This is a genomic window from Pseudomonas sp. GW821-FHT09C09 (genome assembly GCF_059418105.1).
The window spans coordinates 115001-140320 of record NZ_JBWKPF010000011.1 but is presented as its reverse complement, the minus strand read 5'-3'; the positions used below and the strand labels follow the sequence as shown (position 1 = coordinate 140320).

Here is a 25320-nt window from a genome sequence, read left to right as displayed (position 1 = left end):
TGACGGGAAACGACAGTGGCTGCCGTTTTGAGAGAGGCGCACATCAGAAGCGGGAGCGAGCTGGCTCGCCCCCGCCGGTTTCACTGATGGTGAATCAACCTTTTTCGTCGATCCCTGCTTGCAGGGACTGACTGTCCAGATGACCGCTCAGGGTCACCGGGCCGACTTTCAGGTTGCCGTTTTCAAGGGAAACCTTCGGTGCGTTTTCTTCGGTTTTGTGTGGCAGGTCCAGGCCGGCTTTCACGCCGTAATCGCGGTTGCTCAGGTCAGTACTGCTGACCTTCGAACCACCCAGATCGACTTTGCCTTCAGTGGCGGAAATCCGCGCGCCGGTCAGCTGCGTAGCGCCGCCGACGGTCAGGTTCACACCCTGGCTACCGCTGATGCCGGCAGCCTGTTTGACGCTGTCCTTGTGCGCGTATTCGCCTTCGGCTTTCAGTGTCGGCTTGTAGTCGGTGCCCGCGAGTTTTCCCTTGTCGTCGGCTGGAGTCTTCTTGGCAGTCAGGCCCAGATCGACATCGACCTTGGCGTGAGTGCTGGAGTCCTGACGGCTCTCGACCGACAGATCACCGGCCACGTTGCCGCTGACGTTGCGCGCATCGATCCGCGCACCGCTCAGGCTCGCATCACCTGCGCTGTTCAGCACCACAGTGTCAGCCTTGATCTGGCTGTTCTGCTGGGTGGTGCCTTGCAGGTAATCCACGCCGACCTTGGCCCCGGCATTGAAGCCGTGATCGCTGCTGACTTTTTCATCGGCGGCGGTCGGCGTGCTTTTGCTCAGATTGCCACCGGCGTTGAGCGCGACGTTCCAGTTGTTACGGTTGTCAGTGGACTGCGCGGACTCCTGAACGAAACCGCCCTTCTGCGCGTCGATGCTGACGTTTGGCGCGCTGACCTGAGTGCCTTGCAGGCGCACCGAATCACCGCTCAGTGCGATGCCGTTCTGGCTGTTGAGCTGGCCACCGGTGAGGGTCTGCGTGTTCTCGTTAACCCGGCCGATATTGAAGTTGCCGCTGAGGTTGCCGCCCTGATCGCGGCTCTTCTCGCTGCTGGTCTTGCTGCCGCCCGCCTTCAGGCCGCCGCCGAGATTGCTGCCGGTGGCGACGTGGGTGTCGGTGGCCGCTTGCAGGTCGAGCTTGCCGTCGGCCTTCAGGTCGATAGCGCCAGCGCTGTCGATCTTCGTGCCTTGCTGAACCTGATTACCGCCGCTGCTCAGTTGCACCGGACCGTTGCCGCTGAGGCTGGCGACATGGGCCTGGGTGTCGGTGGTCTGGTTGCCTTTGTGATCGAGCTGGAACCCGGCGCCGAGATCGACGCTGGTGCCATCGGTACCCGGCAAGGTACCGACAGTCAGCGAGCCGTTGCCGCGCAGGCTGGAGCTGTCGCTGCTCTGACGGTCGCTGGCCTGGTTCAGCGCCAGATCACCGCCGGTCTTGACGCTGACACCGCCCTGGCCACCGTCGAAACGGCTGCCTTCGAACCGGGCATCGCCGCCGACATTGATGTTCACACCCTGATTGCCGGCATAACCGCCGACCACCGCCGTGGAACTGTCCTTGCTCGACTGGCTGCTGCCGCCCGCGCCGCTGCCGGCCACGTTCACGTCTTCACCGGTCTTGGTGTAGACGCGCACATCGACCTTGGCATCCACCGCGTTGTCGGTGCTGCTGCGGGTGTTGCTGGCCGCGTCGGCCACCAGTTTGTCGGCGCTGATGTTCACTTTGCCGGCGCTGGCGTTGTACTGGGTGCCCTGGTCGTGCAGCGTGCCGCCGACCTTCACGTCCACGGTCTGGCCGTCGAACCGGCTGACCACCGCGTTGCTGCCCTGCCCGGTTTTATCGGCGCTGGCATGACCGACCGCCACGTCGATACCGACGTTCGGCTGACCGAGATTGGCCAGTGCGTCCTTGTCCGGCACCTTGCCGTCGAGCACGTCTTTCACCGCGCCGGCAATTGGCCGGGCGATGTCTTTGTACTCGACGTTGGCGCCGATGTCCGCCGACCAGTTGCTCTCGCTGTGGGTGCTGCTCTCGGTGTTGCTGGCGGCACGGTTGTCGACTTCGTTGGCGGCGACGTTCAGACCGTTGCCGGACTTCAGTTGCGCGCCTTCGGTGGCGAGTTTGTCAGCGTTGATGTTGAGGCTGCCGCTGCTCTGCACGCCGGTGGTTTGCGCGGTGGTTTTGCCGGTAGTGTCTTGCGAGGTGCTGTGCGAGAAATCCACGCCGCTGCCCGCGCGGTCGAGGCCGCCGGTGTAGTAGAAACCGCCGCCGGTGCTGCGGGTCTCGGTCGAGGTGCTGTGGCTGTCCTGCTCGGCCAGCAACGAGACGTTCTTGCCGCTCAGGGTGGTGTCGCCAGCGGTGGATTTCACCTCGGCCCCCTTGAGCGTCACGTCACCGCCCGCCTTCACCTGCACGGTACCGCCGCTGAGGCTGGAACCCTGCTGGGTGATGTCATTGGCGGTAACGGTTTGGGATTTGTCTTCGTAATGCACACCGGCGCGATACTGCTCCGCCGTCTGCTCCTTGGCGTAAGCGTCGAAGCCACGGGTCTGGGTGCTGTTGCTGCTGTCGTGGGTGTTCTGCGTCGAATGCACATTCACATCACCCGCCGCATCCGCCGTCAGCGAACCGCCGGCCTTGACCGTGGAGCCGGCGACTTCGATGTCCTTGGCGCTTTTCAGCTTGAGGTTGCTGTCGGACGCCAGCTCGCTGCGCACCGTGGTGCTGTCCTTGCTGTTCTGCCGGGACTCGTCCTTGGTGATGCCGAAGAACTTGCTGTCCTTGTCGTGGTTGTTGCTGTGCGAAGTGTCCTGCACGCCATCAATGGTCAACGAACCGTTGTCGCTGATCACGCTGGCGTCCTTGGCGCCACGCACCTGGCTGCCGCTGATGCGCACGTCGTCGGCCTTGACCACCAGTTTGCCGGCGGCGTTGATCTTGCTGCCCTGATGCTGGGTCTGGCCCTTGTCGGCGTCGCCGGTCTTGCCGAAGAAACCGCCGCCGACCAGATCGCCGGAATAGCGGTTATCGCTGCTGCGGTTGGTGCGGGTCGCGGTGGTGATTTCCACTTGTTTGCCGGCCAGTTGCAGGTCACCGGCGCTGTCGATTTCGGCGCCTTCGGAGCGCAGCAGTGCTGCGGTTTGCAGGGCGATGTTGCCGCCCTTCAACTGGCTGGTGACGCTGTGCTGTTCTTCGCTGCTGCTGTCCCAATCGGCTTTCCACAGGTGTTTGCGGTGCTTGCCCTGATCGGTTTGCACATGGCTTTCAGTGGCGGCGGTCAGGCGCAGGTCGCCGCCGCTTTGCACGCTGAGGTTGTTCTTCGCGTCGACCTTGGCGGCTTTCAGTTCGGTGTCTTTGCCGGACGACAGTTGCGCGTCGCGGCTGGCGATGATCTGGCTGCCGTGCTGGCGCGAATCGCTGTCGGTCTTGGTGCGCTCGTAGGTTTCCCAGGTGATGCCGATGGTGCTGTTGTTCCAGTTTTCGCGCTGTTCCTGGAGCTTGCGGCTTTCGACGGTGGTCAGGGTCAGATTGCGCTTGGCATCGACTTTCACGTCGCGACCGCTGACATCGGTCGCGGCCAAAGTCAGGTCCTTGCCGCTGTGCAGGCCGACGTCGCCCTGGCTGCTGCGAATGCCGGCGCGGGTCACGTCGAGGCTGTCCGGGATCGCCTGACCGCTGACGCTCAAGTCGCCAGCCGAACGAATCTGTACGCCATCACGCCCGGCGACTTGCACCGCGCCGACCTTCACGCCCGCGCCTTCGGCGGTGCTGACGATGTTGATGCGCCCGGCCTGCATCGCGCCGAACAGACTGGCGTCGATCCGCTGATCGGTGGTGTTGCCCGCCGGGTCCACGGCTTTCACCTGGCCGCTGGCGTAATCGATCTGATTGCGCCCGACGGTGAGATTCAGTTGATCACGGGCAGTGATCGCACCCTGGCTGTCGATGCGTGGTGCGATCAGGTTGATCGAACCTTCGCCGTTGCGCAGGCCGCCGCTCTGGATCTGCAACTGGCCGGTGGCGTCGCGGGTGCTCAAGGCTTGCAGCTTGCCGTCGTTCAGCTCGGGACGACCGACCACCAGATTGGCGTTCGGCGTGTTGATGAAACTGCCGCCGTTCACCGAAATGCCGTTCGGGTTGGCGAGTACATAGTCGGCGGCGCGACCAAAGATTTCCTGGGCGCCGTTGATGGCCGACGGGTTGCGGCTGATCACTTCGTTGAGGATCACGCTCGCGGCCTGCCCTTGCAATTGCGGGTTGGCTGCCAGTTGCCCGGCGAGCTGCGATTGCCCGGCCTGCAAGGCGTTGTTCAGGACCAGGCCCTGACGATCGACGTTGTAGTCGAGGAACTGGTTGTGCGACAGGCCCGAACCGTTGGGCGCGACGATGTTGACGATCGGGACGCCGCCCTGGGTTTGCAGTTGCGCGGTGCCGCCAGGGCCGGGCGCGACCACCACACCGCCGGCCATGGCGCCCGGCAGGTGAGCGACCAGGAACAGGCTGGCGATGGCCCAGCGCAGTTTGCCCCGTGGGGAAAGATGAAACGCAAAGGTATTCATTGGCATAAAAAACTCTCCATGTAGTGCGGCATCACGTTGCGCGTTGAGTTGAAGGCCACGGCTGTCGCGCTCAGGTCCGATGGCTGTTGTTCACTGACGTTCATATCTGTAATCCGACCCGCATCAGCCAGGTTTCAGGCTCGCGGTGCAGGCCGGTCGGGGTGTTGAGGCTGCGTTGGTAATCGACATCCAACTGCAGGTTTTTCCAGCCCAGATTGAGGCCGATGCTGGCGCCGCTCAGGCGTTGAAGCGGAGCGCCGTGGTCAGCCTTGATCCAGCCGTGGTCGAGACCGACACGCGGGGTAAGCTGCACTGTCGAATCGGTACGCAGCGGCAGGCGCAGGGTGTTGCGCCAGATCGCACCGCTGGCGCCGGACGCACTGCTGACCCGGTAACCACGCACGGCGGAATCGTCGGTGCCGAGCAGTTGTTCGATGGCCGGCAACGGATCCGGGCTGTACTGCACGTTCAGTTGGCTCTGCCATTGCCAGGCTTGCGCGCCGAACTGGCCGTTGCGCCATTGGCTGAGGCCGGCGCGGTACTTGCGAAACTGTGCCTTGGGCAGGTTCTTGACCTGGTGATCGGCATCATCGTCGGCACCCAGCCAGCGCAGGCCTTGGGCGTAGTTGAAATCCAGATTCCACACCGCGCGGTCGAGCCAGAACAGATTGAGCCCGGCTTCGGCCACGGTCAGGGTCGGGCTTTGAATGCCGAGCCGAACGTTTTCCAGGTAGCTGTCGACGTCCTTGTGCGCCAGTTGCAGGTTGGCGCTGAGCTGATGGCTCTGATCACGCCACAACACGCGGTCGGCGCGCAGGCTGAGCTGATCGGTGATGCCGGTGCTGTGAAAGGTCAGCGTGCTGAGCTTGAACGGCGCGCGGTATTCGGCGTGGCTGGCAAACGTACTGAACGTCCAGTAGCCATAGGGAATTGCGTAATAGAGGCTGGCGTTACGGTTGTAGCGGTCACCCCGGTTGAGGGTGTCGCTGGCACTCACGCTCAACAGGTCGTTGAGTTCCAGCGGGCTGTCGAGGCTCAGGCTCAGCGTGTTGCGGTCGCGCCCGGTGCTGGCGCTGCCGAGGTTGTCGAAACCGGCACCGAGGGCCCAGCGCGACTGCCCGGAAGTACGCGAGCGCAAGATGATTTTTGACGCGCCGGGCTGGCTGCCGGGGGCGATGTCGGCGGTCAGATCGAGGGAGCGCAGACGGTTCAACTGATCCAGGCCCTGCTCCAGATCCCGCAGGTTCAACGGTTTGCCGAGCATGCCCGGGAATGCGCCACCGAGTGACACCGGCAGGCTCTGGTCAGCCAGTTCGATGGACTCGATGTAGCCTTCGTCGATCAGGATATCCAGCGACTGCCCCGCTGCCGGCGCGCTGCTCAGATATGGCCGGCTGGCGATGTAGCCCTTCTCCACGTAGAGCGCAGTGATGGTCGCCAGCAGATGGTTGATCTGGCCGACGCCCATGCACGGCGCCAGCAGTGGCTGGATGCGCGCGTTGAGCTGGTCTTTGTCGATCAGCGTGACCCCGCCGATGCGCGTACCGCTCAGGGGCCAGCAGCGTTCGTCGGGTTTGATCGAATCGGGAATGGCCGGGGTGGCAGGCGTCGGGCCGAACGCGCCGCGCTCCAGTTGCCGCTTGCGCTGTTCAAGCTGCAGTTGTTGCAGATCGCGCTGTTGCTGTTGCTGCTGGCGCAGCACTTCCTGGCCAGGATTCGACAGTTCGGCGGCGAAAACGCTGGGCGCACACACACTCAACAACAAGGCCGACAACAGCGGACGAGGCAGATAACTACGACGAGAAACAGCGCGAATCGAATACGGCACTCAACATCCTTGCAATCAAATGGCTTAATGCCATCCCATCAATTGCAGTGATAGTCAGAGCCTTCCTACACAAATGCAAGACGCTTCCTACATCGCTTACATTTCTTAAACAAATGCGTTTTTAGCGCGGATCGCCAGCGATAACGCCAGCAAGTTGCAGATCATCAGGGTTTCCCCGAGGGCCTGAGACCACGCCGCCAACATCAATCCCGCCCCGATCAGCAGGTAATAAAACAGCCCCAGCAATGCACCGGCGGTGCCCAAACGATCCGTGTAATTGCGCAAGGCTGCACCGAGGATATTCGGGATTGCCATGCCGAACGCCAGTACCACAAGGAGCATCGGCAGCACGAACCAGACGTGCGCTTCCAGCAGCCACACGCCGATGCCACCGAGCAAACCGGTCAGCGCAGCCAGGCGAATCAACTGCAGTGGACGGCAACCGATTTGCAGCAATTTTTTGTTAAGCCATGCTCCAAACCCTGAGGCCAATGCGAGCATCACGCCGCTGTAGCCGAACCACTCGCCGCTCAGGCCGAGACGTTCGAACCGGAAAGGTCCGAGGCTGTAATAGCTGAACAACGCGACGTTGAACGATGCGATCCACAGCGCCGAACGCCAGATGCCGGGATCGCGCAACATGTCGCCCATGGTTGCGAACAGGCCGACGGAGGTGAGTTGCGACGGACGGGTTTCCGGCAGGTTGCGCCAACTCCAGATCCACAAGATCGACGCCAGCAGCAACAACGCAGCGAGCACGCCGCGATAACCAAAGCCTTGAACCAGACTCGCCCCGCTGAACAGACCGATGGCCGGGCTGGCCGCCAGCGCCATGCCCACCAGAGAAAACACCTGGGCCAGTTCGGTTCCGCGAAAACGATCGCGCAATAAAGTCTGTGTCACCACCGAGCCAACAGCAGCGCCGAATGCCGCCAGTGCCTGGGCCATCAACAAGCCGTTGAAGCTGCGAACGCTCAAGCCCAATGCGCAGGCAATCGCATAAATCGCCAGACCGGCGAGCATCGAAGGCCGCCGGCCAATCCGGTCACACACCCGCCCCCACGTCACCACGCCAAAGGCAAACGCCAGGAAGTACACCGACAAGGTCTGCGCCGCCACTTGCGGAGCAACATCGAACGCCCGGCCGATATCCCCCAGCGCCGGGCTGAACAACGTCTGGGCGATCTGCGGAAACATCAGCAGTGCAATCGCCAACATCAAAAACTTTCTATGGCTCATCACCCTGACTCCTCAACAAAAACGCCGAGGAGTTTAAAAAGCCGTGGCTGGCGTATTATCCGAATCCTGACAATTTATCGTTGAAATCGGACAACCCATGGCCTGGCTCGAAGCCCACGACCGTTTTGACCCGGATCGCTTCCCGGCGCCGGTCATCGGCATCGCCTCCACCCTCGGCGATCACGACTCCGGCCTGCATCGGCATCAGCGCGGGCAACTGCTCTACACCCGCCAAGGCTGCACCCGCATCACCCTGGCGCAGCAGCTGTGCCTGCTGCCGCCGTCGCGGGCGGCGTGGATTCCCGGTGGCGTCACGCATCGGGCGGTGATGCAGCAAAGCGTCGATTACCGCTCCATCTACCTGACGCCCGAGTTGTGCCGTGACCTGCCGCAACAGGTTTGCGTGATCGAGGTCAGCCCGCTGCTGCGCGCGGTGCTGGAACCGATGGCGATTGCTGATTTCGATACCGATTGGCAGCAGGGCAAATTCGTCCATCTGCTGGGGCTGTGCCTGAGTGAAATCCGCGAGGCGGCGCAGCAACCGATGCTCCTGCCCCTGCCGAAAGACAAACGCCTGGCTCCCCTGCTGACACACCCCGAGCGACTGCCGCCGGAACTGCAAGTGCTGGAGCAACAGATCGGCGCCAGCAGCCGCACCATCGGCCGGATCTTCCAGCGCGAAACCGGCATGAGCTATCAGCAATGGCGCCAGCAATGGCGATTGATGCGCGCCATGGAATTGCTCGCTATCGGGCGCAACCTCGGCTATTGCGCGTTTGAACTGGGCTTCGCCAGCGACAGCGCATTCATTGCGTTCTTCAAATCCATGACCGGCAGCACACCCGGCACCTGGCTCAGATAAGCAACTGACGACCGGCGATAAAAATCAATTGCCACAAAATATTACTCGCGTCATATTACAGCCGTAATAACAACCTCGCTTCGCAGGTATTACGCCATGACCAGCATGCCCACCGTTGAACCCGACCTCGCCGTTCCGGTCAGCGCTCCCAAACCTCCCCTGCTCAAACGCCTGCTGTTGCCCACTGCGGGGCTGACCGCGCTGGTGCTCGCCGGGCTGTATGCCGTGCATTGGTGGGGCGCCGGACGCTTTCTCGAAGAAACCGACGATGCCTACATCGGCGGCGACGTCACGGTCATCGGTCCGAAAGTCGCCGGTTACATCGAAGAGGTGCTGGTCAGCGACAACCAGTCCGTGAAGGCCGGCGACGTGCTGATCCGCCTCGACGCCCGGGACTATCGCGCCAATCTGGCCAAGGCCGAAGGTGCGGTCGCCGCTGAAGAAGCACTGCTGGCCAACCTCGATGCCACCGAACAATTGCAGCAAGCAGTGATCGGTCAGGCCCGCGCCGGCATCGATGCCGCCGGCGCCGAAACCGCCCGTTCCCGGGACGACAACGCACGCTACAAACGTCTGGTCACTACCAATGCAGTCTCGGTGGAAGCCGCACAACGGGCCGACGCCACTTTCAAGACCGCCCAAGCCCTGAGCGCCAAGGCCCAGGCCGAATTGCTCGCAGCGCAACGCCAGCTCTCGGTGATCGAAACCCAGAAACAACAGGCCCGCGCCGCCCTCCAGCAAGCCCGGGCCGAGCGTGATCTGGCGCAACTCAACCTTGGCTACACCGAACTGCGCGCCCCGGTCGACGGTGTGATCGGCAACCGCCGCGCGCGGGTCGGCGCTTATGCCCAGGCCGGTTCGCAACAGTTGTCGGTGGTGCCGGCCAGCGGTCTGTGGGTCGATGCCAATTTCAAAGAGGACCAACTGGCGCGGATGAAACCGGGCCAGCGCGTAAGCATCCGCGCCGACGTGCTGTCCGGCCAGGAATTCCATGGCCGCCTCGACAGCCTCGCCCCGGCCACCGGTTCTCAGTTCAGCGTGCTGCCGCCGGAAAACGCCACGGGCAACTTCACCAAAATCGTCCAGCGGGTGCCGGTGCGGATCCTGCTCGACCCCGCCGACAGCGTGCTCGGTCATCTGCGTCCGGGCCTGTCGGTGACTGCGGAAGTCGACACCCGCGCCCAGCCTGAAACCACCGCCGTGGCCAGCGCGCCATGAGCCGCGCCCTCGCCGTCCCTGCACAGCCGTTCAATGCCGCCGAGATGGCGACGGCGACCAAAGTGTTCGCCTTCGCCACCATGTGCATCGGCATGTTCATCGCGCTGCTGGACATCCAGATCGTCTCGGCGTCGCTGCGGGATATCGGCGGCGGACTGTCCGCCGGCACCGATGAAACGGCCTGGGTGCAGACCAGTTACCTGATCGCCGAAATCATCGTGATTCCGCTGTCGGGCTGGCTGTCACGGGTGTTCTCCACACGCTGGCTGTTCTGCGCCTCGGCGGTCGGTTTCACCCTTGCCAGCCTGTTGTGCGGCGCAGCCTGGAACATCCAGAGCATGATTGCCTTTCGGGCGCTGCAAGGGTTTCTCGGCGGCTCGATGATTCCGCTGGTGTTCACCACGGCGTTCTTTTTCTTCACCGGCAAACAGCGAGTGATCGCCGCTGCGACCATCGGCGCCGTGGCGTCGCTGGCGCCGACATTGGGCCCGGTGATCGGTGGCTGGATCACCGACATTTCGTCCTGGCACTGGCTGTTCTACATCAATCTGGTACCGGGGATTTTCGTTGCCGTGGCGGTGCCAATGCTGGTCAAGATCGACCAGCCGGAACTGTCGCTGCTCAAGGGCGCGGATTATCTGAGCATGGTGTTTCTGGCGCTGTTTCTCGGCTGCCTGGAATACACCCTCGAAGAAGGTCCGCGCTGGAACTGGTTCAGCGACCAGACAATTCTGACCACCGCGTGGATCAGCGCCCTGGCCGGCGTGGCGTTCGTCGGCCGCACGCTGCACGTGGCCAATCCGATCGTCGACCTGCGCGCCCTCAAGGATCGCAATTTCGCCCTCGGCTGCTTCTTTTCCTTCGTCACTGGCATCGGCCTGTTCGCGACGATTTACCTGACGCCGTTGTTTCTTGGCCGAGTGCGCGGCTACGGTGCGCTGGACATTGGCCTGGCGGTTTTTTCCACCGGGGTGTTCCAGATCATGGCGATTCCGCTGTACGCCTTTCTGGCCAATCGCATCGACCTGCGCTGGATCATGATGGCGGGCCTGGCGTTGTTCGCTTTGTCGATGTGGGAATTCAGTCCGATCACCCACGATTGGGGTGCCGGGCAGTTGATGCTACCGCAAGCCCTGCGCGGGATTGCCCAGCAACTGGCGGTGCCGCCAGCGGTGACGTTGACCCTTGGCGGTCTGGCCCCGGCGCGATTGAAGCACGCCTCGGGCCTGTTCAACCTGATGCGCAACCTGGGCGGTGCAATCGGGATTGCCGCGTGCGCGACCATTCTCAACGACCGCACCAACCTGCACTTCACCCGGTTGGCCGAGCATCTGAACAGCAGCAACGAAGCCTTGAACCAGTGGCTGGCCCAGGTCGGCGGCAACTTCGCCGCACTGGGTCAGAGCGGTGACGTGGGCATCACCGCCGGCCTGCATCAGTTATGGCTGCTGACCTACCGCGAGGCGCAGACCCAGACCTACGGCGATACGTTCCTGATGATCATGGTGTGCTTCGTGATCGCCACGGCGATGGTGCCCTTGATGCGCAAGGTGCAACCACCGGCCGCGCCGAGTGCCGATGCACATTGACCGATCAGGCTTGTGGGGTTTTGCGAAAGCCCACGGCCAGACGGTTCCAGCTGTTGATGGTGCTGATCGCCACGGTCAGGTCGACCATTTCTTTTGGCGAGAACTGGGCAGCGACCGCATCGTAATCTTCGTCCGGGGCGTGGGTCAGGCTCAGTTGGGTCAGGGACTCGGTCCACAGCAGCGCGGCGCGCTCGCGGTCGGTGAAGAACGGCGCTTCACGCCAGGCCGTCACGGCGAACAGCCGGCGTGGGGTTTCGCCACCCTTGATCGCGTCAGCGGTGTGCATGTCGATGCAGAACGCACAGCCGTTGATTTGCGAAGCGCGCAGTTTCACCAGTTCGATCAGGGTCTTTTCCAGCGGCAGTTTCGAGACGGCGGTTTCCAGGGCGATCATCGCTTTCAGGGCATCTGGGGAAGCGGTGTAGAAATCGGCACGAGGTTTCATGGTGGTTCTCCGGGGCGAGTGAATGTGTGGCTACGTTAGTCCCGGGACCGGACCAAACAAATAGCCAATCTCCCGGAAGACGGGTAGGCCACTCCTTTCTGGCGCCAGAAAAGAAAGTGCAACAGGGCAATTGCCAGCGCTCGTTCCGCGCCACTAGAATGCGATCCATTCTTAATTGCACTCTAATTGCAGCCAGGCATCGGATGCCCGCAACGAGTATCTGCCGCCCATGTCGTCTTTCGATCCGCCATTGAATCAGCAAGTCCAGACGCTCTACAGCGAACACCACGGGTGGCTGCAGGGCTGGTTGCAGCGCAAGCTGGGCAATCGCTGCGATGCGGCCGACCTGGCGCACGATACGTTCCTGCGCCTGCTCACCCGCCAGGTGATCAAACCGCTGGGCAGCGAACCCCGGGCACTGCTGACGCACATCGCCAAAGGTCTGGTGATCGACCGCTGGCGGCGTCAGGACATCGAGCGCGCCTACCTGGAAACCATCGCCAGCCTGCCCGCCGCCGAGGTGCCGTCGCCGGAAACCCGCTACCTGATTCTCGAAACCCTGTGGCGCATCGAAGCGTTGCTGCGCGAGTTGCCGGCGCAGACCCGCGACACTTTCCTGTTGTCGCAGATCGAAGGCCTGACCTACGCGCAGATCGCCACGCGCCTGAACGTTTCGCTGATTACCGTCAAACGCCACATGCGCGCTGCGTTCATTGCCTGCTTGAGTGTCGCCTGATGAGTTCGTCGATGATCAATCCGCAGATTCTTGGTGAAGCCGCCGACTGGCTGGTGCAGCTGCATTCGGGCACCGCTTCGCCGTCCGATCATCAGGCCATCGCCCAATGGCGCAGCCGCAGCGCCGAACACGCGATCGCCTGGCAACGGGCCGAAGCCTTGCTCGGTGATTTGCGCAGCGTGCCGGCCAACGTCGCGATCCAGACCTTGCAACGGGCTTCGCGCAAGGAAGGCCTCAGTCGTCGACAGACCCTCACCCGCCTCGGCCTGCTGTTGATGGCCGGGCCGTTGGGCATGGCCTCGCAACATGTGCCGTGGCAGCAATGGACCGCCGACCAGCGCACCGCCATCGGCGAGCAGAAGAACCTGCAACTGCCGGACGGCACCCAGTTGCTGCTCAACACCGACAGCGCCGTGAACATCGCTTACAGTCCGGTCGAGCGCCGGGTGCTGCTGCTCAGCGGCGAGGTGCTGATCAACACCGCCAGCGATGCTGCCGCCCGCCCGTTCATTGTCGAAACCCCACAAGGCCTCGCCCGCGCGCTCGGCACGCGGTTCTGCGTGCGCACCGAGGGTTCGCGCAGCCTGGTGTCGGTGCTGGAGGGCCAGGTGCAAATCACCCCGGAATTGCTCAAGCAAAACGCGATCATCAAGGCCGGCGAGCGCCAGCGCTTCAAGCTGAACGGCTTCGACAGCGCCGAAACCTTCGACACCGCCAGCCTGGCCTGGGACAAGGGCATGCTGCTGGCCAGCAACATGCGCCTGGACGAATTGCTCGGCGAACTGAGCCGTTACCGTCGAGGCGTCTTGCGCTGTCATCCGGACGTCGCGGCGATGCGTGTGTCCGGGGCGTTTTCCCTGCGCGACACCGACGCCAGCCTGCGTTTGCTCAGCGACACCCTGCCGCTGAACATCAACAGCCTGACCCGCTATTGGCTGTCGGTGGAGCCCCGCGTCTGAGCCCTCGGGAAAAACTTTCAATGTTCACTGATACCTTTTCGCGCCTCGTCCGGTGAGTGGATAGACCTTTCAATTCCACGCGCCCGACAGGATCGCCGAATGACCGCATTACCCAAACCCCGCCCCGCCATTTTTCCGTTCAAGGCCCTGAGCCTGGCCCTGGCTTTCGGCGCACTGTTGCCGACTGTCGGCCACGCCGCCAACAGCCTCAACGAAAGCACCAGCCAAAGCGTCAACATCGGCCCCAGCCTGCTCAGCCATGTGCTGGCGCAATTTGCGGTCAGCGTCGGCGTGCCGCTGTCGTTCGACCCGGCGCAACTGGGCAACCGCCAGAGCCCGGGCCTGCAAGGCAATTACACCGCGCAAAGCGGTTTCGCCCGTCTGCTGGAAGGCAGCGGTTTCGAACTGATCAGCACCGGCGACAACGGCTACACCGTGGCGCCGAAAGTCGCGGCGGACGGCGCGCTGGAGCTGGGCGCCACCACCGTCAGCGCCCTGCACGACAGCAGAGATGACACCTACGGCGGCGAACAGATCGCCCGTCGCGCGCAGGTCGGCATGCTTGGTAATCAGGCGGTCAACGACCTGCCCTTCAGCGTCACCAGCTACACCGCCAAGACCATGGCCGACCAACAGGCGCAAACCATTGGCGATGTGTTGCTCAACGATGCCTCGGTGCGCCAGTCCAACGGCTTCGGCAATTTCTCGCAGATGTTCATGATCCGCGGCCTGCCGCTGGCTTCCGATGACATTTCCTATAACGGCCTGTACGGCGTGCTGCCCCGGCAGATCATCGCCACCGAAGCGCTGGATCGCGTCGAGCTGTTCAAGGGCCCGAACGCGTTCGTCAACGGCGTCACCCCGAGCGGCAGCGGCATCGGCGGCGGGATCAACCTGCAACCGAAACGCGCCCTGGACACCCCGACCCGCAGTGTCACCCTCGACTACAGCGCAGACGGTCGGGTCGGCACGCATCTGGACCTCGGCCAGCGCTTTGGCGAGGACAACCGCTTCGGTGCGCGGGTCAACCTGATGCAGCGCGAAGGCGACACCGCGGTCGATCAAGAAGACCAGCGCTCGTCGCTGTTCAGCGTCGGCCTCGACTATCGCGGCGAGCGCCTGCGGGTCTCCACCGATTTCGGTTATCAGAAGCAGGTGATCAATCAGGGCCGCTCGGTGATCTACGTCGACTCAAGCCTGAGCAAAGCCCCCAAGGTGCCGCACGCAAACGCCAGCTACGCCCAGAGCTGGAGCTACTCGCAGCTCGAAGACACCTTCGGCATGGCCCGCGCCGAATATGACCTCAACGATAACTGGACCGCCTACGTGTCCGGTGGCGCCAAGCACACCCGGGAAAACGGCGTGTACTCGTCGCTGACCGTCACCGACCTCAACGGCAACGCCCGTGGCGGCATGCTTTATCCGCCCCACGACGAGGACAACCAAAGTGCAATGGCCGGCCTCAACGGTCATTTCGACACCGGCCCCGTCAGCCATCAGTTGAATGTCGGCTGGGCGGGCATCTGGGGCGAGCAACGCTCGGCGTTCGAAACCATCGGCAACGCCTCGCGCTACTCCACCAATCTGTACAACGTCACCGACAAACCGCGCCCGCCGGCCACCTCGTTCGCCGGAGACATCAATGATCCGCGCGTCGTCGGCAAGAACACCCTGCGCAGTGAAGCGATTTCCGACACCCTCGGTTTCCTCGATGATCGCGTGCTGCTGACCCTCGGTCTGCGCCGCCAGCAAATGAAGGTCGATGGCTGGGCCACGGCCACCGGGGCACGCACTTCGAGTTACGACGAATCGATCACCACTCCGGTCTACGGTCTGGTGATCAAGCCGTGGGAACACGTGTCGTTCTACGCCAACCGCATCGAAGGCCTGGCCAAGGGCCCGACGCCGCCGACCAGCGCAATCAACCGCGACGAAACCTTCGCCCCGGTGCGCAGCAAACAGGTCGAGGCCGGCGTGCGGCTGGACATGGGCAGCTATGGCGCCAGCCTCGGCGTCTACCGCATCGAGCAACCGTCGAGCTACACCCAGGACGGGATCTTCCGGGTCGACGGCCAGCAGACCAACAAAGGCGTGGAACTCAACGTCTACGGTGAACCCGTCGACGGCCTGCGCCTGCTCAGCGGCGCGACCGTGATGAAGACCGAACTCGACGGCAGCAGCAACGGCGTCAACGACGGCAACCGCGCCATTGGCGTGCCACGCTTCCAGTTCAACATCGGTGCCGACTGGGACATCCCGGGTCTTGAAGGCGCAGCCCTCAGCGCCCGTATGTTGCGCACCGGCGGCCAGTACCTGAACGCGGCCAACACCCAAAGCATCCCGTCGTGGAACCGATTCGATCTCGGCTCGCGCTACGCCTTCAAACTCGATGAAAAGCAGATCACCCTGCGCGCCAATCTGGAAAACGTCGCCAACGAAGCCTATTGGGCCTCGGCCAATGGCGGCTACCTGACCCAGGGCGCACCGCGCACGTTGAAGGTTTCGGCGACCGTGGATTTCTGAGTACCGCTGGTCACCCGGTCGGCACCAAGCGATGCGCGCTTCAGACCAATATCAGGTAAATCCCCTTTCTGGAGACGTACCATGAAGACGCGCACATTGACCTCGATGCTGCTGGCCGGTTTGTTGGCCACAGCGTCCGCCGCCAGTTTTGCCGCCAATGACGGTGCCAACACGTCGGGCACCCAGTCCGGCGCCAACGGCGGAACGAGCATGCCGCCGGACAACACCACTAACCGACCTAACGACGGCCCTTCCGACGGGATGAAAACAGGTACCGGAACCAACGGCAGCGCCAGCGGCTCAGGTTCGGGCGCGGGTGGTGGAACGGGCGCAGCGGGTGGCGGAACGGGTGGTTCCGGAGCCGGTACCGGCGGCTGAACGAACAAGAACAGGCCATGGTGAACGCATCATGGCCTGTGTCTGAATCATTTTTCCGTCAGCGATCCGAACGCATCAACTCACCAATGCCGCCGTCCATGGACAACACGGCCGCACGGTTACGGCCCGCGTTCTTGGCCTGATACAGCGCCGCATCGGCGCGCTGGATGAACAGTTCCGGGCTGTCGTTGCCCAGCGGAATGAACGAATAGCAGCCCAGGCTCACGGTGAGATAACCGGTGGGCGAGCCGCTGTGGGTGATGTGTTTGTCCATGACGCTGCGGCGAATCTGCCCGGCAATCGCCAGCGCGCCGTTGATGTCGGTGTCCGGCAACAACACCGCGAACTCTTCGCCGCCGTAGCGCACCGCCAGATCGGATTTGCGCTGGCAGCAGTTCTTCACCACTTGGGCAACCTGGGTCAGGCAATGGTCGCCGGCCACATGGCCGTAGGCATCGTTGTAGCGTTTGAAGAAGTCGATATCGAGCATGATCAGGCTGACCGGGCTCGACTGCCGGGCGCCCCGGGCGAACTCAATCTCCAGAGACTGCTCGAACAGGCGCCGGTTGGCCAGCCCGGTCAGGCTGTCGTGGGTGGCAATCAGCTCCAGCGCCCGCTGGGCCTTGATCAGGTTTTTCTCGATCCGCTCGCCGTCGCGCACCTGATGGATGAACACCCAGCCAAACAGCCCCACACCGAGCATCACCAGCGCCACGATCACGCTGGACTGAAAGGCACGGTCATGCCAGCCCTTGAGAATCGTGTCCCGGGATGAAGAGGCAGACACCACCAGCGGATAGCTGTCGAGCTGCCGATAGCCGTAAAGACGCGTGACCCCGTCGACCACCGAATCGATCATTGCCGTGCCGGCCGAGGCGTTGGGGAGCAACGTCTGATAAATCTCGCCCTTGGCCAGCGAGGTGCCGATCAAGGACTCGTCGAACGGCCGGCGCGCAAGCAAGGTGCCGTTGGTCAGGCCGAGGAACATGGTGCCGTTGTCGTCCAGGCTGAAGCTTTTGAAGAACTTGTCGAAGTACGACATCTTGATGCCGGCCATCAGCACGCCCTGAAAATTGCCGGCGTGGTCGTTCACTCGCTTGGAAATCGGGATGATCCACTCGCCGTTTTCGCGACTGCGGATCGCCGGGCCGATGTGCGCCACGGACGACACGTTCTGCTGGTGATATTTGAAGTACTCGCGATCCGCCACGCCGTTGCCGCGGGGCAGATCAAGGAATGAGGTAATCACCCACTGCCCTTCGCGATCGAACAGGAACATGCCGTGCAACTGCTCCAGCTGCTGCACCCGGCGTGCGAAGGTTCTCTGCAAACGCGGTCTCTGCGCCGCGCCATAGCCGTCTTCCTGAATCCAGTCGACCAGGCTGGTCATCACCAGATCGGCGGCCAGAAAAGTGTCTTCGGCCTGCTGCGCCATCGCCCGGGTCAGGTTGGCCGAGGCCATCTGCGCATTCGCCAGATCCTGCCGCCGCGACTGCTCGATCTGCAAATACAGCAGACCGGACAGGCACAGACACACGGCAACGATGAACAGCACCGCCGCCTTGCGCAGGGGCAAACGCTTGAGAGTGCCGCCGGGGGCCTGATGCGGATCGTGAATGGGGATAGGCAAAAGCGTGTCCTGGGCAGGTACGACAGGGGCAAAGGCCCGAAACCCTTGTTTTTTGTGAGCGTAGCCCACCGGGTTGTAGGGGGCAACCAAGTGCCACCGAGACAATCCCGACCCCGTTGATATCGGCGCGCAGGTCAATTGGATGACCTGCGATGCGAATTATTTTTTCAGGACACACGCCTCAAGCCGGCTCAGGGCTTGTTGACTTCGCGCAGCAGGTCTGCGACCGGGAGGTTCATGGTGTTTGAGTAGTAGGGTTTGTAGCCGTAAGCGGTGACGACGACTTTGCAGGGGATTTGTTGTTTGCCTGAGAGGAGTTGGTTCAGCTCGCTTGTTGGCAAGTGCCTTTGTGAACTACGGTTGTTATACGTTTCAACTAGAAACGCGTTAGTAATGTACGAAAAACTGCCATCACGTCCTTCACCTTTGTCAGACTCAACCAAACCAACTGCAGAAAACTGGATCGCTTTATCAACCGAAAAATCCGTATCATCCGCCAAAGCGCACTCAAGACTTCCAGAAGCCATCCCGACTCTTTCCCCTCGGCCAAAAAGATCCAGAACATCAATATCGGACCTATACCTTATATCGTAAAGCAGCGACCCGCTTTTCCTATCAACCGATATGAAGCTTAGGGTCGCAGGAGGCTTTAAATGATCTTTAGCACACCCCGCACAGGCGACCAAAAAGGCGCAGAGCATAAACTTATGCATTAAGAGAACTCCTCCATGATTGCGTCATACAAAAAGTCGCTCGCTGATTTTGTTCCCGCTATCTGCGCGTTAAACAGTCCCAGTGCATTTGCATGGTTTGTGTCGACGTTCACATTTAGTGAGGGTCCGCAGGACACTAGCCATTTCTCCCCAAAGTCAGCCACGCCGTCTGATGGATCTCTTTGACTGGGTGTCGCTTTGATGTTGATCCAATCGGCGGAAACAGGTTCAGGACGCTCGCGATATATATCGGAGCCCAACCACACCAAAGCGCCCTCTCCCACTGGATCAAGGGTAATCAACATCTGAATCCGGTAACCCCAGTCCGACATGATTTTTGTCAGATGCGCACCGTTCCATCCCCCTAGGCTATGACCCACAACATAGATTGGGCAACTTTTGTACGGGATAAGGTTTAAAACATTCTTCTGAATATCTTTTTTCCCTCTGACCTCGTTATACCCTAGCCACTCCGATCTGTATTTCCCCTGCTTCGCTAGTTCTTCGGTTCGTTTATCAAAGCGCTGTTGAGCCCCTTGGATATTTCTATAAGGCCCTGAAAAATAGTAACTCTCTTTATCCCCCGCACCTCCCACAAAAAACACAACCGCCTTGGTACTCTCCACCGGAACAGCCTTCACACTGACATCCTTCTTGTCCGTCAGTGTATGTTCCTTGTGCAGCTTGTAATTGTTGCCTTTCTCGCACGTAACCGTTTCCGCACACATGCCTCATTCCTCCAGAAACAGTTTGATGGATTCCGGAAGATGCGAACTGATCGTGTGGGTGAAACCGCCAGCATCGGACACGCCGTGCTCCATCCGACCGTCCGCACGCTGGATCATGTATGGATGATTCGGCATCGGTTCACCGGTGGTATCGTTCACCAACTGCAATTTGTCGGTGAAGTGCACGGGCATTGGCAGCAGCCCGCTGAAGGGCGCGTTCGTCACGGTATCGCCAATGATGACCGTGCCAGATCCACCAATGACCACATTCCCGTGACCACCGGTGCTGTCCAGGGTGGCGGCGTTCAGACCATTGATGAAAACCGTCGAGGAAACGCCAGCGGTAATCGGGCTGCCGCACGCCGACTTGTCCGTCATACGCGCAGCGGGCAGCCCGTCGAAATTCACGTTCGGCGAACCACTGACAATCGGGTTGGTGCCATGTCCCGGTAATGGGCAGGCTGTCGGGTCGGTCACTCGGGCAGCGGGTTTTCCGCTCATGAAAAAGCTCCTTGCAGTATCGCGTCATCATCCGTGGGGCGCGCAGCATGAACAAAGTCCTTCCATTGATCAAACCCGATTGCAAAAAAACAGGCGCCTGAAAAGGCGCCTGTTTTTTATGGCCGGTAACCGATTGCTTTACCGCGACGGCGGAACCCGAATATCCCCCGCCCGGCACTGGGTTTTCACGCCCTTGCCGCACGCACCGAATTGCAGGTCCTTGCCCATGCACACCCGCACTTCCGAGAGCTCCGGGCCGCTGCAGATGACGGCGATGCCGTCGGCCGGGATGCCCGGATTGCTCTTGCGGAACAGGTCGGCGATTTCCTGTGCTTCGAAGTAATAAGAGTTGCTGAACGGTTGCAACTCTTGCGGGATTGTCACCGCCGCCACGGCTTTGTCCGCTTCGTCGAAGTAGCCCATCGCACCGAGGCCGCTGCAGGTGCCGTGCTTGCTCCATTCGTGGTCGAGGAGTTTTTTCGTCGGGAACAATGTCATGCCCTTGGCTGTTTCAGCGGCCGAGAGCGTGGTCAGTGGCGGGCAGGACTCCGGCCAGCCGCCCTTGGCGTATTGCGGCCACAGGCCATGCAGGACAAAACCGTAGCCCTTGCCGGTGCATTGCGGGTCGTCCTTGTGGGTGAGGCAGAACGTCGGCGACCAGGACAGTGTCAGCAGGTAGTAATCGAACACCCCCGCCACCGATTCCGTCGGTGCCTTGTTGGCGTGTGACTGGCGCGCCGAACTCAGGCCGATGCTACCGACCGTCAGCGCAATCAGCGCCATAATTGTAAAAAGCTTTTTCATGTTCCCGTTCCTTGGGACGCGTGCGTCCGTGGTTTTAGTGATCTGACCGTCAAATGGTCAGGGGCTGATTGAGTCATGCCAGTGTTGCAGGCGCATGACGCAAGGCAAAGCTGTACTACGTTGAAAGGTCTACGATTAATAAGCAGACACCACAAACAGGGATCCCGAAATGAGTAAAGCAGACGAACTCGCCGCGAAGCTCAAGCAAACCCGGCACACTCACGCGGACGACATCACCTGCGCCGAACTGGAAATCGATTGCTGGCCGGCGGTGGTCTACGACCTGTATCACCGCATCGAGGGCTGGTTGCAACCGGTCACCGAGGTGGGACTGAAGATTCGGCGAAATCCTACCCATGTTTGCGAAAGTTCACCGGACGGCGAGCCTCACGACTACGCCATCGACCAGTTGATCATCGAAGCCAACCATCACAGCCTGACGTTCGATCCCATCGCGCGGTTCACCGAAGACGGTGCCGGGCGCGTGCAAATTGTCCTGCCGGGAAAGGAAACTTCACTGCTGCGTACCGTCGATGAACACGGCGAGAGTCACTGGTGGTTGCAGACCATCGAGACCGGTCAACAACTGGATGCGATTGCGCTGACGGAAAACAACCTGTTGCTGGTGGTCCAGGAGGGACTCGGATTGTAGGTTGAACCTGACGCAACTGTAATCCGCGCCTCAGCCAACTGAAAGCTGCCGCTGGTTAGCCTCCCCGTCATTGGTCAAACGGGGACTTCCAGCGCATGCTTTCCAACACCTCAAGACGCACCTTCGTCAAAGGCCTGGCCGCCGGCGGTCTGCTCGGTGGCCTCGGCCTGTGGCGCACGCCAGTGTGGGCACTCAACAGTTCCGGTCAACTCAACGAACTGACCGGCACCGATTTCGAGCTGTTCATCGGCGAAACCCCGGTCAACTTCACCGGCCAGTCGCGTACCGCGATGACCATCAATGGCGGTGTCCCCGGGCCTTTGCTGCGCTGGCGCGAAGGCGACACCGTGACGCTGCGGGTGCGCAACCGGCTCAAGGCCGACACCTCGATCCACTGGCACGGCATTCTGCTGCCGGCCAACATGGACGGCGTGCCGGGCCTGAGCTTCAAGGGCATCGAGCCGGGTGGCGTGTATGTCTACCAGTTCAAGGTCCGCCAGCACGGCACCTACTGGTATCACAGCCATTCCGGGTTGCAGGAACAGGCCGGCGTCTACGGGCCGCTGGTGATCGACGCCCGGGAGCCGGAGCCGTTCCAGTACGACCGCGAGCACGTGGTGATGCTCAGCGACTGGACCGACGAAGACCCGGCCAGCCTGATGAAGACCCTGAAAAAGCAGTCCGACTACTACAACTACCACAAGCGCACCGTCGGCGATTTCATCCAGGACGTCGGCGAAAAAGGCTGGGGCGCCACCGTCGCCGACCGCACGATGTGGGCGCAGATGAAGATGAATCCCACCGACATCGCCGATGTCAGCGGCGCCACGTACACCTTCCTGATGAATGGCTACGCACCCGATTCCAACTGGACGGGGCTGTTCCGGCCTGGGGAAAAACTGCGTCTGCGGCTGATCAACGGCTCGGCCATGACTTATTTCGACGTGCGTATTCCCGGCTTGAAAATGACCGTGGTCGCCGCCGACGGCCTGCACGTCAAACCGGTGACCGTCGATGAACTGCGCATCGCCGTGGCCGAAACCTATGACGTGATCGTCGAGCCCGCCGCCGGCGCCTACACCCTGTTCGCCCAGGCCATGGACCGCACCGGCTACGCCCGTGGCACCCTCGCCGCCCGCGCCGGGTTGTCGGCCCCGGTGCCGGCGCTGGACCCGCGACCGCTGGTGACCATGGACGACATGGGCATGGGCGGCATGAATCATGGCTCGATGGACATGAGCGGCATGGACCACGCCAGCATGAACATGGGCCCGATGCAGTCGCACCCCGACAGCGAAAAGGACAACCCGCTGGTGGACATGCAAGCCATGACCACCGCCGCGAAACTCGATGACCCCGGCCTCGGCCTGCGCAACAACGGGCGCCGCGTGCTGACCTACGCCGACCTGCGCAGCACCTTCGAAGACCCCGACGGCCGCGACCCGGGCCGCACGATCGAACTGCACCTGACCGGGCACATGGAGAAATTCGCCTGGTCGTTCAACGGCATCAAGTTCTCCGACGCCGAGCCCCTGCGTTTGAAGTACGGCGAGCGCATCCGCCTGGTGTTGGTCAACGACACGATGATGACCCACCCCATTCACCTGCACGGGATGTGGAGCGATCTGGAGGACGAAAACGGCAACTTCCAGGTGCGCAAACACACCATCGACATGCCCCCCGGCACCCGCCGCAGCTACCGCGTGACCGCCGATGCGCTGGGCCGTTGGGCCTTTCACTGTCACCTGCTTTATCACATGGAAATGGGCATGTTCCGTGAAGTGCGGGTGGAAGAATGAGGACGCCGACCATGACTCGATTTGCCGCGTTTTCGTTGTCACTTCTGTCGCTGTCTTCGGCGTTCGCCGCCAGCGACATGCAGGGCATGGACCACAGCCAGATGGGCGATCTGCAAAGCATGGACGACGGCATGATGCAGCCCGCCGCGCCGACCGAAAGCCGAACCCCGATCCCGGCGCTGACAGACGCCGACCGTGCCGCCGTGTTCACCAGTCACGGTGGCCACCAGGTGCACGACAGTGCCATCAACACTTACTTCCTCGCCGACAAACTTGAATGGCAGAACGGCGACGACGCCAGCACCCTGGCCTGGGACCTGTCCGGCTGGATCGGCGGCGACATCGATCGCCTGTGGCTGCGCTCCGAGGGCGAACGCAGCAACGGCAAGACCGAAGACGCGGAGATCCAGGCGCTTTGGGGCCACGCGATTTCGCCGTGGTGGGACGTAGTCAGCGGCGTGCGCCAGGACTTCAAACCCGGCGCCCCGCAAACCTGGGCCGCGTTCGGTCTGCAGGGCATGGCGCTGTACAACTTCGAAGCCGAAGCCACGGCGTTCCTCGGCGAAAACGGCCAGAGCGCGGTGCGGCTGGAGGGTGACTACGACATCCTGCTGACCAACCGGCTGATCCTGCAGCCCACCGCAGAACTCAACGTCTACGGCAAAAACGATCCGCAACGCGGGATCGGTTCAGGCCTTTCGAACACCGAAGCCGGCTTGCGTCTGCGCTATGAAATCCGCCGCGAATTCGCGCCGTACATCGGCGTGACCTGGAACCGCACCTACGGCCACACCGCCGATTACGCACGGGAAGAAGGCGAGGATCGCAGCGAAGCGCGACTCGTCCTCGGCGTGCGGATGTGGTTCTGAATCCCTTCAAAAAACAACACAGAGGTCTTGCATGCGCACACTGAAAATCTCCCTCGTCCTCGCCACTGGGCTGCTCCTGAGTTCACTGGCCCAGGCCCACCCGAAACTGCTGTCGTCGACCCCGGCCGAAGGCACGGACGGCGCGTCACCGGAGAGAATCGAACTGCGCTTTTCGGAGAACCTGATGACCCAGTTCTCCGGCGCCAAACTGGTCATGACCGAAATGCCCGGCATGGCCCACTCGCCGATGCCGATGAAGGCCAAAGTCAGCGCCGGCAGCGACCCGAAAACCATGCTTGTCACCCCGCTCTCGCCGTTGCCGGCCGGCACCTACAAGGTCGAATGGCGCGCAGTGTCGTCGGACACCCACCCGATCACCGGCAACGTCACGTTCAAAGTGAAGTGATCGATGGCCGACCTGATCAACATCCTCCTGCGGATGGCGTTGTACGTGGATTTGCTACTGTTGTTCGGGATGGCGTTGTTCGGGTTGTACAACACTGACTCGACGCTGCGGTTTCGGCCGATGCTGCGCGGGATGGCGTTGTTCGGGGCATTGCTGTCAGTGGTGGGACTGATGCTGATGACCCGCGCCATGAGCGGCGAAACAGAATTCGCAGCGCTGTGGCCGCATCTGCAAATGATGGTGCTGGAAACCGACGTCGGTCTGGCGTGGACGCTGCGCATGATTGCGCTGATCGCCGTGATGATCTGGCCCGGATTGTGGCTGGCGTCCACGGCCGGCGCACTCGCCCTCGCCTCTCTGGCCTGGAGCGGGCATGGCGCGATGGATGGCGCCTGGCATCTGCTCAGCGACATCCTGCACCTACTCGCGGCGGGTGCATGGATGGGCGCCATGTTGGCGCTGATCTTGATGTCGCGGCTCGACGCTCTGTGCAGCGAAGCGCGCATTCGTTCGCTGGCCGATGCCGTCAAACGTTTCGAAGGCGTGGGAGCGTCGATTGTGCTCATCCTCTCGATGACCGGTGTGGCGAACTACCTGTTCATCGTCGGCCCGACACTGGACGACGTGCTGATCCGCACCTACGGGATACTGCTGGCAATCAAGGTTGCGTTATTTGCGGGCATGCTGGTTTTAGCGGCGCTGAACCGCTTCCACCTCGGCCCGTTGCTGGAGCAATCGTTGCGCGCGGGGCAACATCAGGTGGCGGCCAATGCTCTGCGCCGCAGCGTGTTATTTGAGCTGGTTATTGCGCTGTTGATTGTGGGGTTGGTGGCATGGCTGGGGACGCTCGGGCCGGACGCCGGATGACACCCGGCAAACCCTT

The 25320-nt window shown here is 62.0% G+C and carries 21 protein-coding genes; 12 read left to right on the top strand and 9 right to left on the bottom strand.

The genetic code is table 11. The features are described 5' to 3' along the window. Window positions 1-94: 94 nt before the first annotated feature. The 3 genes from AC07NR_RS27965 to AC07NR_RS27955 form a co-directional block, all read right to left on the bottom strand. Window positions 95-4564, bottom strand: coding sequence for a hemagglutinin repeat-containing protein (locus tag AC07NR_RS27965; RefSeq protein WP_495079910.1), 4470 nt, complete (start codon window positions 4562-4564; stop codon window positions 95-97). A gap of 94 nt (window positions 4565-4658) precedes the next feature. After that, window positions 4659-6386 carry a ShlB/FhaC/HecB family hemolysin secretion/activation protein gene (locus AC07NR_RS27960; protein WP_495079909.1) on the bottom strand — a complete coding sequence of 576 codons (1728 nt, stop codon included), beginning with the start codon at window positions 6384-6386 and terminating at the stop codon, window positions 4659-4661. Window positions 6387-6491: 105 nt separating this feature from the next. Continuing rightward, window positions 6492-7625, bottom strand: coding sequence for an MFS transporter (locus AC07NR_RS27955; protein WP_495079908.1), 1134 nt, complete (start codon window positions 7623-7625; stop codon window positions 6492-6494). 97 nt (window positions 7626-7722) lie between these two features. On the opposite strand from AC07NR_RS27955, the gene AC07NR_RS27950 reads away from it, so the two are divergent. From AC07NR_RS27950 to AC07NR_RS27940, 3 genes are all read left to right on the top strand, one after another. Continuing rightward, window positions 7723-8487, top strand: a complete 765-nt coding sequence (locus AC07NR_RS27950) for an AraC family transcriptional regulator (RefSeq protein ID WP_495079907.1) — start codon at window positions 7723-7725, stop codon at window positions 8485-8487. A gap of 96 nt (window positions 8488-8583) precedes the next feature. Further along, window positions 8584-9705 carry an HlyD family secretion protein gene (locus tag AC07NR_RS27945; protein ID WP_248740959.1) on the top strand — a complete coding sequence of 374 codons (1122 nt, stop codon included), beginning with the start codon at window positions 8584-8586 and terminating at the stop codon, window positions 9703-9705. Continuing rightward, window positions 9702-11294, top strand: a complete 1593-nt coding sequence (locus AC07NR_RS27940) for a DHA2 family efflux MFS transporter permease subunit (protein WP_096822022.1) — start codon at window positions 9702-9704, stop codon at window positions 11292-11294. The genes AC07NR_RS27945 and AC07NR_RS27940 overlap by 4 nt, the downstream gene beginning before the upstream one ends. 4 nt (window positions 11295-11298) lie before the next feature. Here the strand turns inward: AC07NR_RS27940 and AC07NR_RS27935 are convergent, their stop codons facing one another. Then, window positions 11299-11739 (bottom strand): carboxymuconolactone decarboxylase family protein, encoded by a 441-nt coding sequence (locus AC07NR_RS27935; RefSeq protein WP_265813819.1) that lies wholly within the window; start codon window positions 11737-11739, stop codon window positions 11299-11301. Between the two features lie 229 nt (window positions 11740-11968). Here AC07NR_RS27935 and AC07NR_RS27930 point away from each other — a divergent pair, with 229 nt between their 5' ends. From AC07NR_RS27930 to AC07NR_RS27915, 4 genes are all read left to right on the top strand, one after another. After that, window positions 11969-12475 carry a sigma-70 family RNA polymerase sigma factor gene (locus AC07NR_RS27930; protein WP_305836501.1) on the top strand — a complete coding sequence of 169 codons (507 nt, stop codon included), beginning with the start codon at window positions 11969-11971 and terminating at the stop codon, window positions 12473-12475. After that, a complete protein-coding gene (locus AC07NR_RS27925; protein ID WP_495079906.1) occupies window positions 12475-13434 on the top strand; it encodes a FecR domain-containing protein in 960 nt (319 codons plus the stop codon). The genes AC07NR_RS27930 and AC07NR_RS27925 overlap by 1 nt, the downstream gene beginning before the upstream one ends. Window positions 13435-13533: 99 nt before the next feature. Continuing rightward, on the top strand, window positions 13534-15957 hold the full coding sequence (locus tag AC07NR_RS27920; protein WP_495079905.1) for a TonB-dependent siderophore receptor: 2424 nt from the start codon (window positions 13534-13536) through the stop codon (window positions 15955-15957). An 81-nt stretch (window positions 15958-16038) separates the two neighbouring features. After that, window positions 16039-16335, top strand: a complete 297-nt coding sequence (locus AC07NR_RS27915) for a hypothetical protein (protein WP_134827502.1) — start codon at window positions 16039-16041, stop codon at window positions 16333-16335. Between the two features lie 58 nt (window positions 16336-16393). On the opposite strand, the gene AC07NR_RS27910 is transcribed toward AC07NR_RS27915, so the two are convergent. The 5 genes from AC07NR_RS27910 to AC07NR_RS27890 all read right to left on the bottom strand — a co-directional run bounded on the left by AC07NR_RS27910 (window position 16394) and on the right by AC07NR_RS27890 (window position 20711). Further along, window positions 16394-17965 (bottom strand): diguanylate cyclase, encoded by a 1572-nt coding sequence (locus tag AC07NR_RS27910; RefSeq protein ID WP_495079904.1) that lies wholly within the window; start codon window positions 17963-17965, stop codon window positions 16394-16396. A 191-nt stretch (window positions 17966-18156) separates the two neighbouring features. Then, window positions 18157-18678, bottom strand: a complete 522-nt coding sequence (locus tag AC07NR_RS27905) for a hypothetical protein (RefSeq protein WP_495079903.1) — start codon at window positions 18676-18678, stop codon at window positions 18157-18159. Beyond that, entirely contained in the window at window positions 18678-19406 is a 729-nt protein-coding gene (locus tag AC07NR_RS27900; protein ID WP_495079902.1) for an alpha/beta hydrolase, read from the bottom strand. The genes AC07NR_RS27905 and AC07NR_RS27900 overlap by 1 nt, the downstream gene beginning before the upstream one ends. Before the next feature lie 3 nt (window positions 19407-19409). Next, entirely contained in the window at window positions 19410-19907 is a 498-nt protein-coding gene (locus AC07NR_RS27895) for a PAAR domain-containing protein (protein ID WP_495079901.1), read from the bottom strand. 138 nt (window positions 19908-20045) lie between these two features. Continuing rightward, on the bottom strand, window positions 20046-20711 hold the full coding sequence (locus AC07NR_RS27890; protein ID WP_265813814.1) for a ribonuclease T2: 666 nt from the start codon (window positions 20709-20711) through the stop codon (window positions 20046-20048). A 169-nt stretch (window positions 20712-20880) separates the two neighbouring features. Here AC07NR_RS27890 and AC07NR_RS27885 point away from each other — a divergent pair, with 169 nt between their 5' ends. The 5 genes from AC07NR_RS27885 (at window position 20881) to copD (ending at window position 25304) form a co-directional block, all read left to right on the top strand. After that, window positions 20881-21363, top strand: a complete 483-nt coding sequence (locus tag AC07NR_RS27885; RefSeq protein ID WP_114884309.1) for a hypothetical protein — start codon at window positions 20881-20883, stop codon at window positions 21361-21363. 95 nt (window positions 21364-21458) lie between these two features. Continuing rightward, the gene (locus AC07NR_RS27880; RefSeq protein ID WP_495079900.1) at window positions 21459-23162 is read left to right on the top strand and encodes a copper resistance system multicopper oxidase; all 1704 of its coding nucleotides are present in this window, start codon (window positions 21459-21461) and stop codon (window positions 23160-23162) included. Window positions 23163-23173: 11 nt separating this feature from the next. Beyond that, on the top strand, window positions 23174-24031 hold the full coding sequence (locus AC07NR_RS27875; RefSeq protein ID WP_495079899.1) for a copper resistance protein B: 858 nt from the start codon (window positions 23174-23176) through the stop codon (window positions 24029-24031). Window positions 24032-24062: 31 nt separating this feature from the next. Then, on the top strand, window positions 24063-24437 hold the full coding sequence (gene copC / locus AC07NR_RS27870; RefSeq protein ID WP_495079898.1) for a copper homeostasis periplasmic binding protein CopC: 375 nt from the start codon (window positions 24063-24065) through the stop codon (window positions 24435-24437). A 3-nt stretch (window positions 24438-24440) separates the two neighbouring features. After that, on the top strand, window positions 24441-25304 hold the full coding sequence (gene copD, locus AC07NR_RS27865) for a copper homeostasis membrane protein CopD (protein ID WP_495079897.1): 864 nt from the start codon (window positions 24441-24443) through the stop codon (window positions 25302-25304). Window positions 25305-25320 lie beyond the last annotated feature (16 nt).

What these genes read in the sequence shown, in the direction of transcription:
- AC07NR_RS27965 (WP_495079910.1), bottom strand. Translation starts at nt 4,564, where the DNA reads ATGCCAATGAATACCTTTGCGTTTCATCTTTCCCCACGGGGCAAACTG.
- AC07NR_RS27955 (WP_495079908.1), bottom strand. Translation starts at nt 7,625, where the DNA reads ATGAGCCATAGAAAGTTTTTGATGTTGGCGATTGCACTGCTGATGTTT.
- AC07NR_RS27950 (WP_495079907.1), top strand. Translation starts at nt 7,723, where the DNA reads ATGGCCTGGCTCGAAGCCCACGACCGTTTTGACCCGGATCGCTTCCCG.
- AC07NR_RS27945 (WP_248740959.1), top strand. Translation starts at nt 8,584, where the DNA reads ATGACCAGCATGCCCACCGTTGAACCCGACCTCGCCGTTCCGGTCAGC.
- AC07NR_RS27940 (WP_096822022.1), top strand. Translation starts at nt 9,702, where the DNA reads ATGAGCCGCGCCCTCGCCGTCCCTGCACAGCCGTTCAATGCCGCCGAG.
- AC07NR_RS27935 (WP_265813819.1), bottom strand. Translation starts at nt 11,739, where the DNA reads ATGAAACCTCGTGCCGATTTCTACACCGCTTCCCCAGATGCCCTGAAA.
- AC07NR_RS27930 (WP_305836501.1), top strand. Translation starts at nt 11,969, where the DNA reads ATGTCGTCTTTCGATCCGCCATTGAATCAGCAAGTCCAGACGCTCTAC.
- AC07NR_RS27925 (WP_495079906.1), top strand. Translation starts at nt 12,475, where the DNA reads ATGAGTTCGTCGATGATCAATCCGCAGATTCTTGGTGAAGCCGCCGAC.
- AC07NR_RS27920 (WP_495079905.1), top strand. Translation starts at nt 13,534, where the DNA reads ATGACCGCATTACCCAAACCCCGCCCCGCCATTTTTCCGTTCAAGGCC.
- AC07NR_RS27915 (WP_134827502.1), top strand. Translation starts at nt 16,039, where the DNA reads ATGAAGACGCGCACATTGACCTCGATGCTGCTGGCCGGTTTGTTGGCC.
- AC07NR_RS27905 (WP_495079903.1), bottom strand. Translation starts at nt 18,678, where the DNA reads ATGCATAAGTTTATGCTCTGCGCCTTTTTGGTCGCCTGTGCGGGGTGT.
- AC07NR_RS27900 (WP_495079902.1), bottom strand. Translation starts at nt 19,406, where the DNA reads ATGTGTGCGGAAACGGTTACGTGCGAGAAAGGCAACAATTACAAGCTG.
- AC07NR_RS27895 (WP_495079901.1), bottom strand. Translation starts at nt 19,907, where the DNA reads ATGAGCGGAAAACCCGCTGCCCGAGTGACCGACCCGACAGCCTGCCCA.
- AC07NR_RS27890 (WP_265813814.1), bottom strand. Translation starts at nt 20,711, where the DNA reads ATGAAAAAGCTTTTTACAATTATGGCGCTGATTGCGCTGACGGTCGGT.
- AC07NR_RS27885 (WP_114884309.1), top strand. Translation starts at nt 20,881, where the DNA reads ATGAGTAAAGCAGACGAACTCGCCGCGAAGCTCAAGCAAACCCGGCAC.
- AC07NR_RS27880 (WP_495079900.1), top strand. Translation starts at nt 21,459, where the DNA reads ATGCTTTCCAACACCTCAAGACGCACCTTCGTCAAAGGCCTGGCCGCC.
- AC07NR_RS27875 (WP_495079899.1), top strand. Translation starts at nt 23,174, where the DNA reads ATGACTCGATTTGCCGCGTTTTCGTTGTCACTTCTGTCGCTGTCTTCG.
- copC (WP_495079898.1), top strand. Translation starts at nt 24,063, where the DNA reads ATGCGCACACTGAAAATCTCCCTCGTCCTCGCCACTGGGCTGCTCCTG.
- copD (WP_495079897.1), top strand. Translation starts at nt 24,441, where the DNA reads ATGGCCGACCTGATCAACATCCTCCTGCGGATGGCGTTGTACGTGGAT.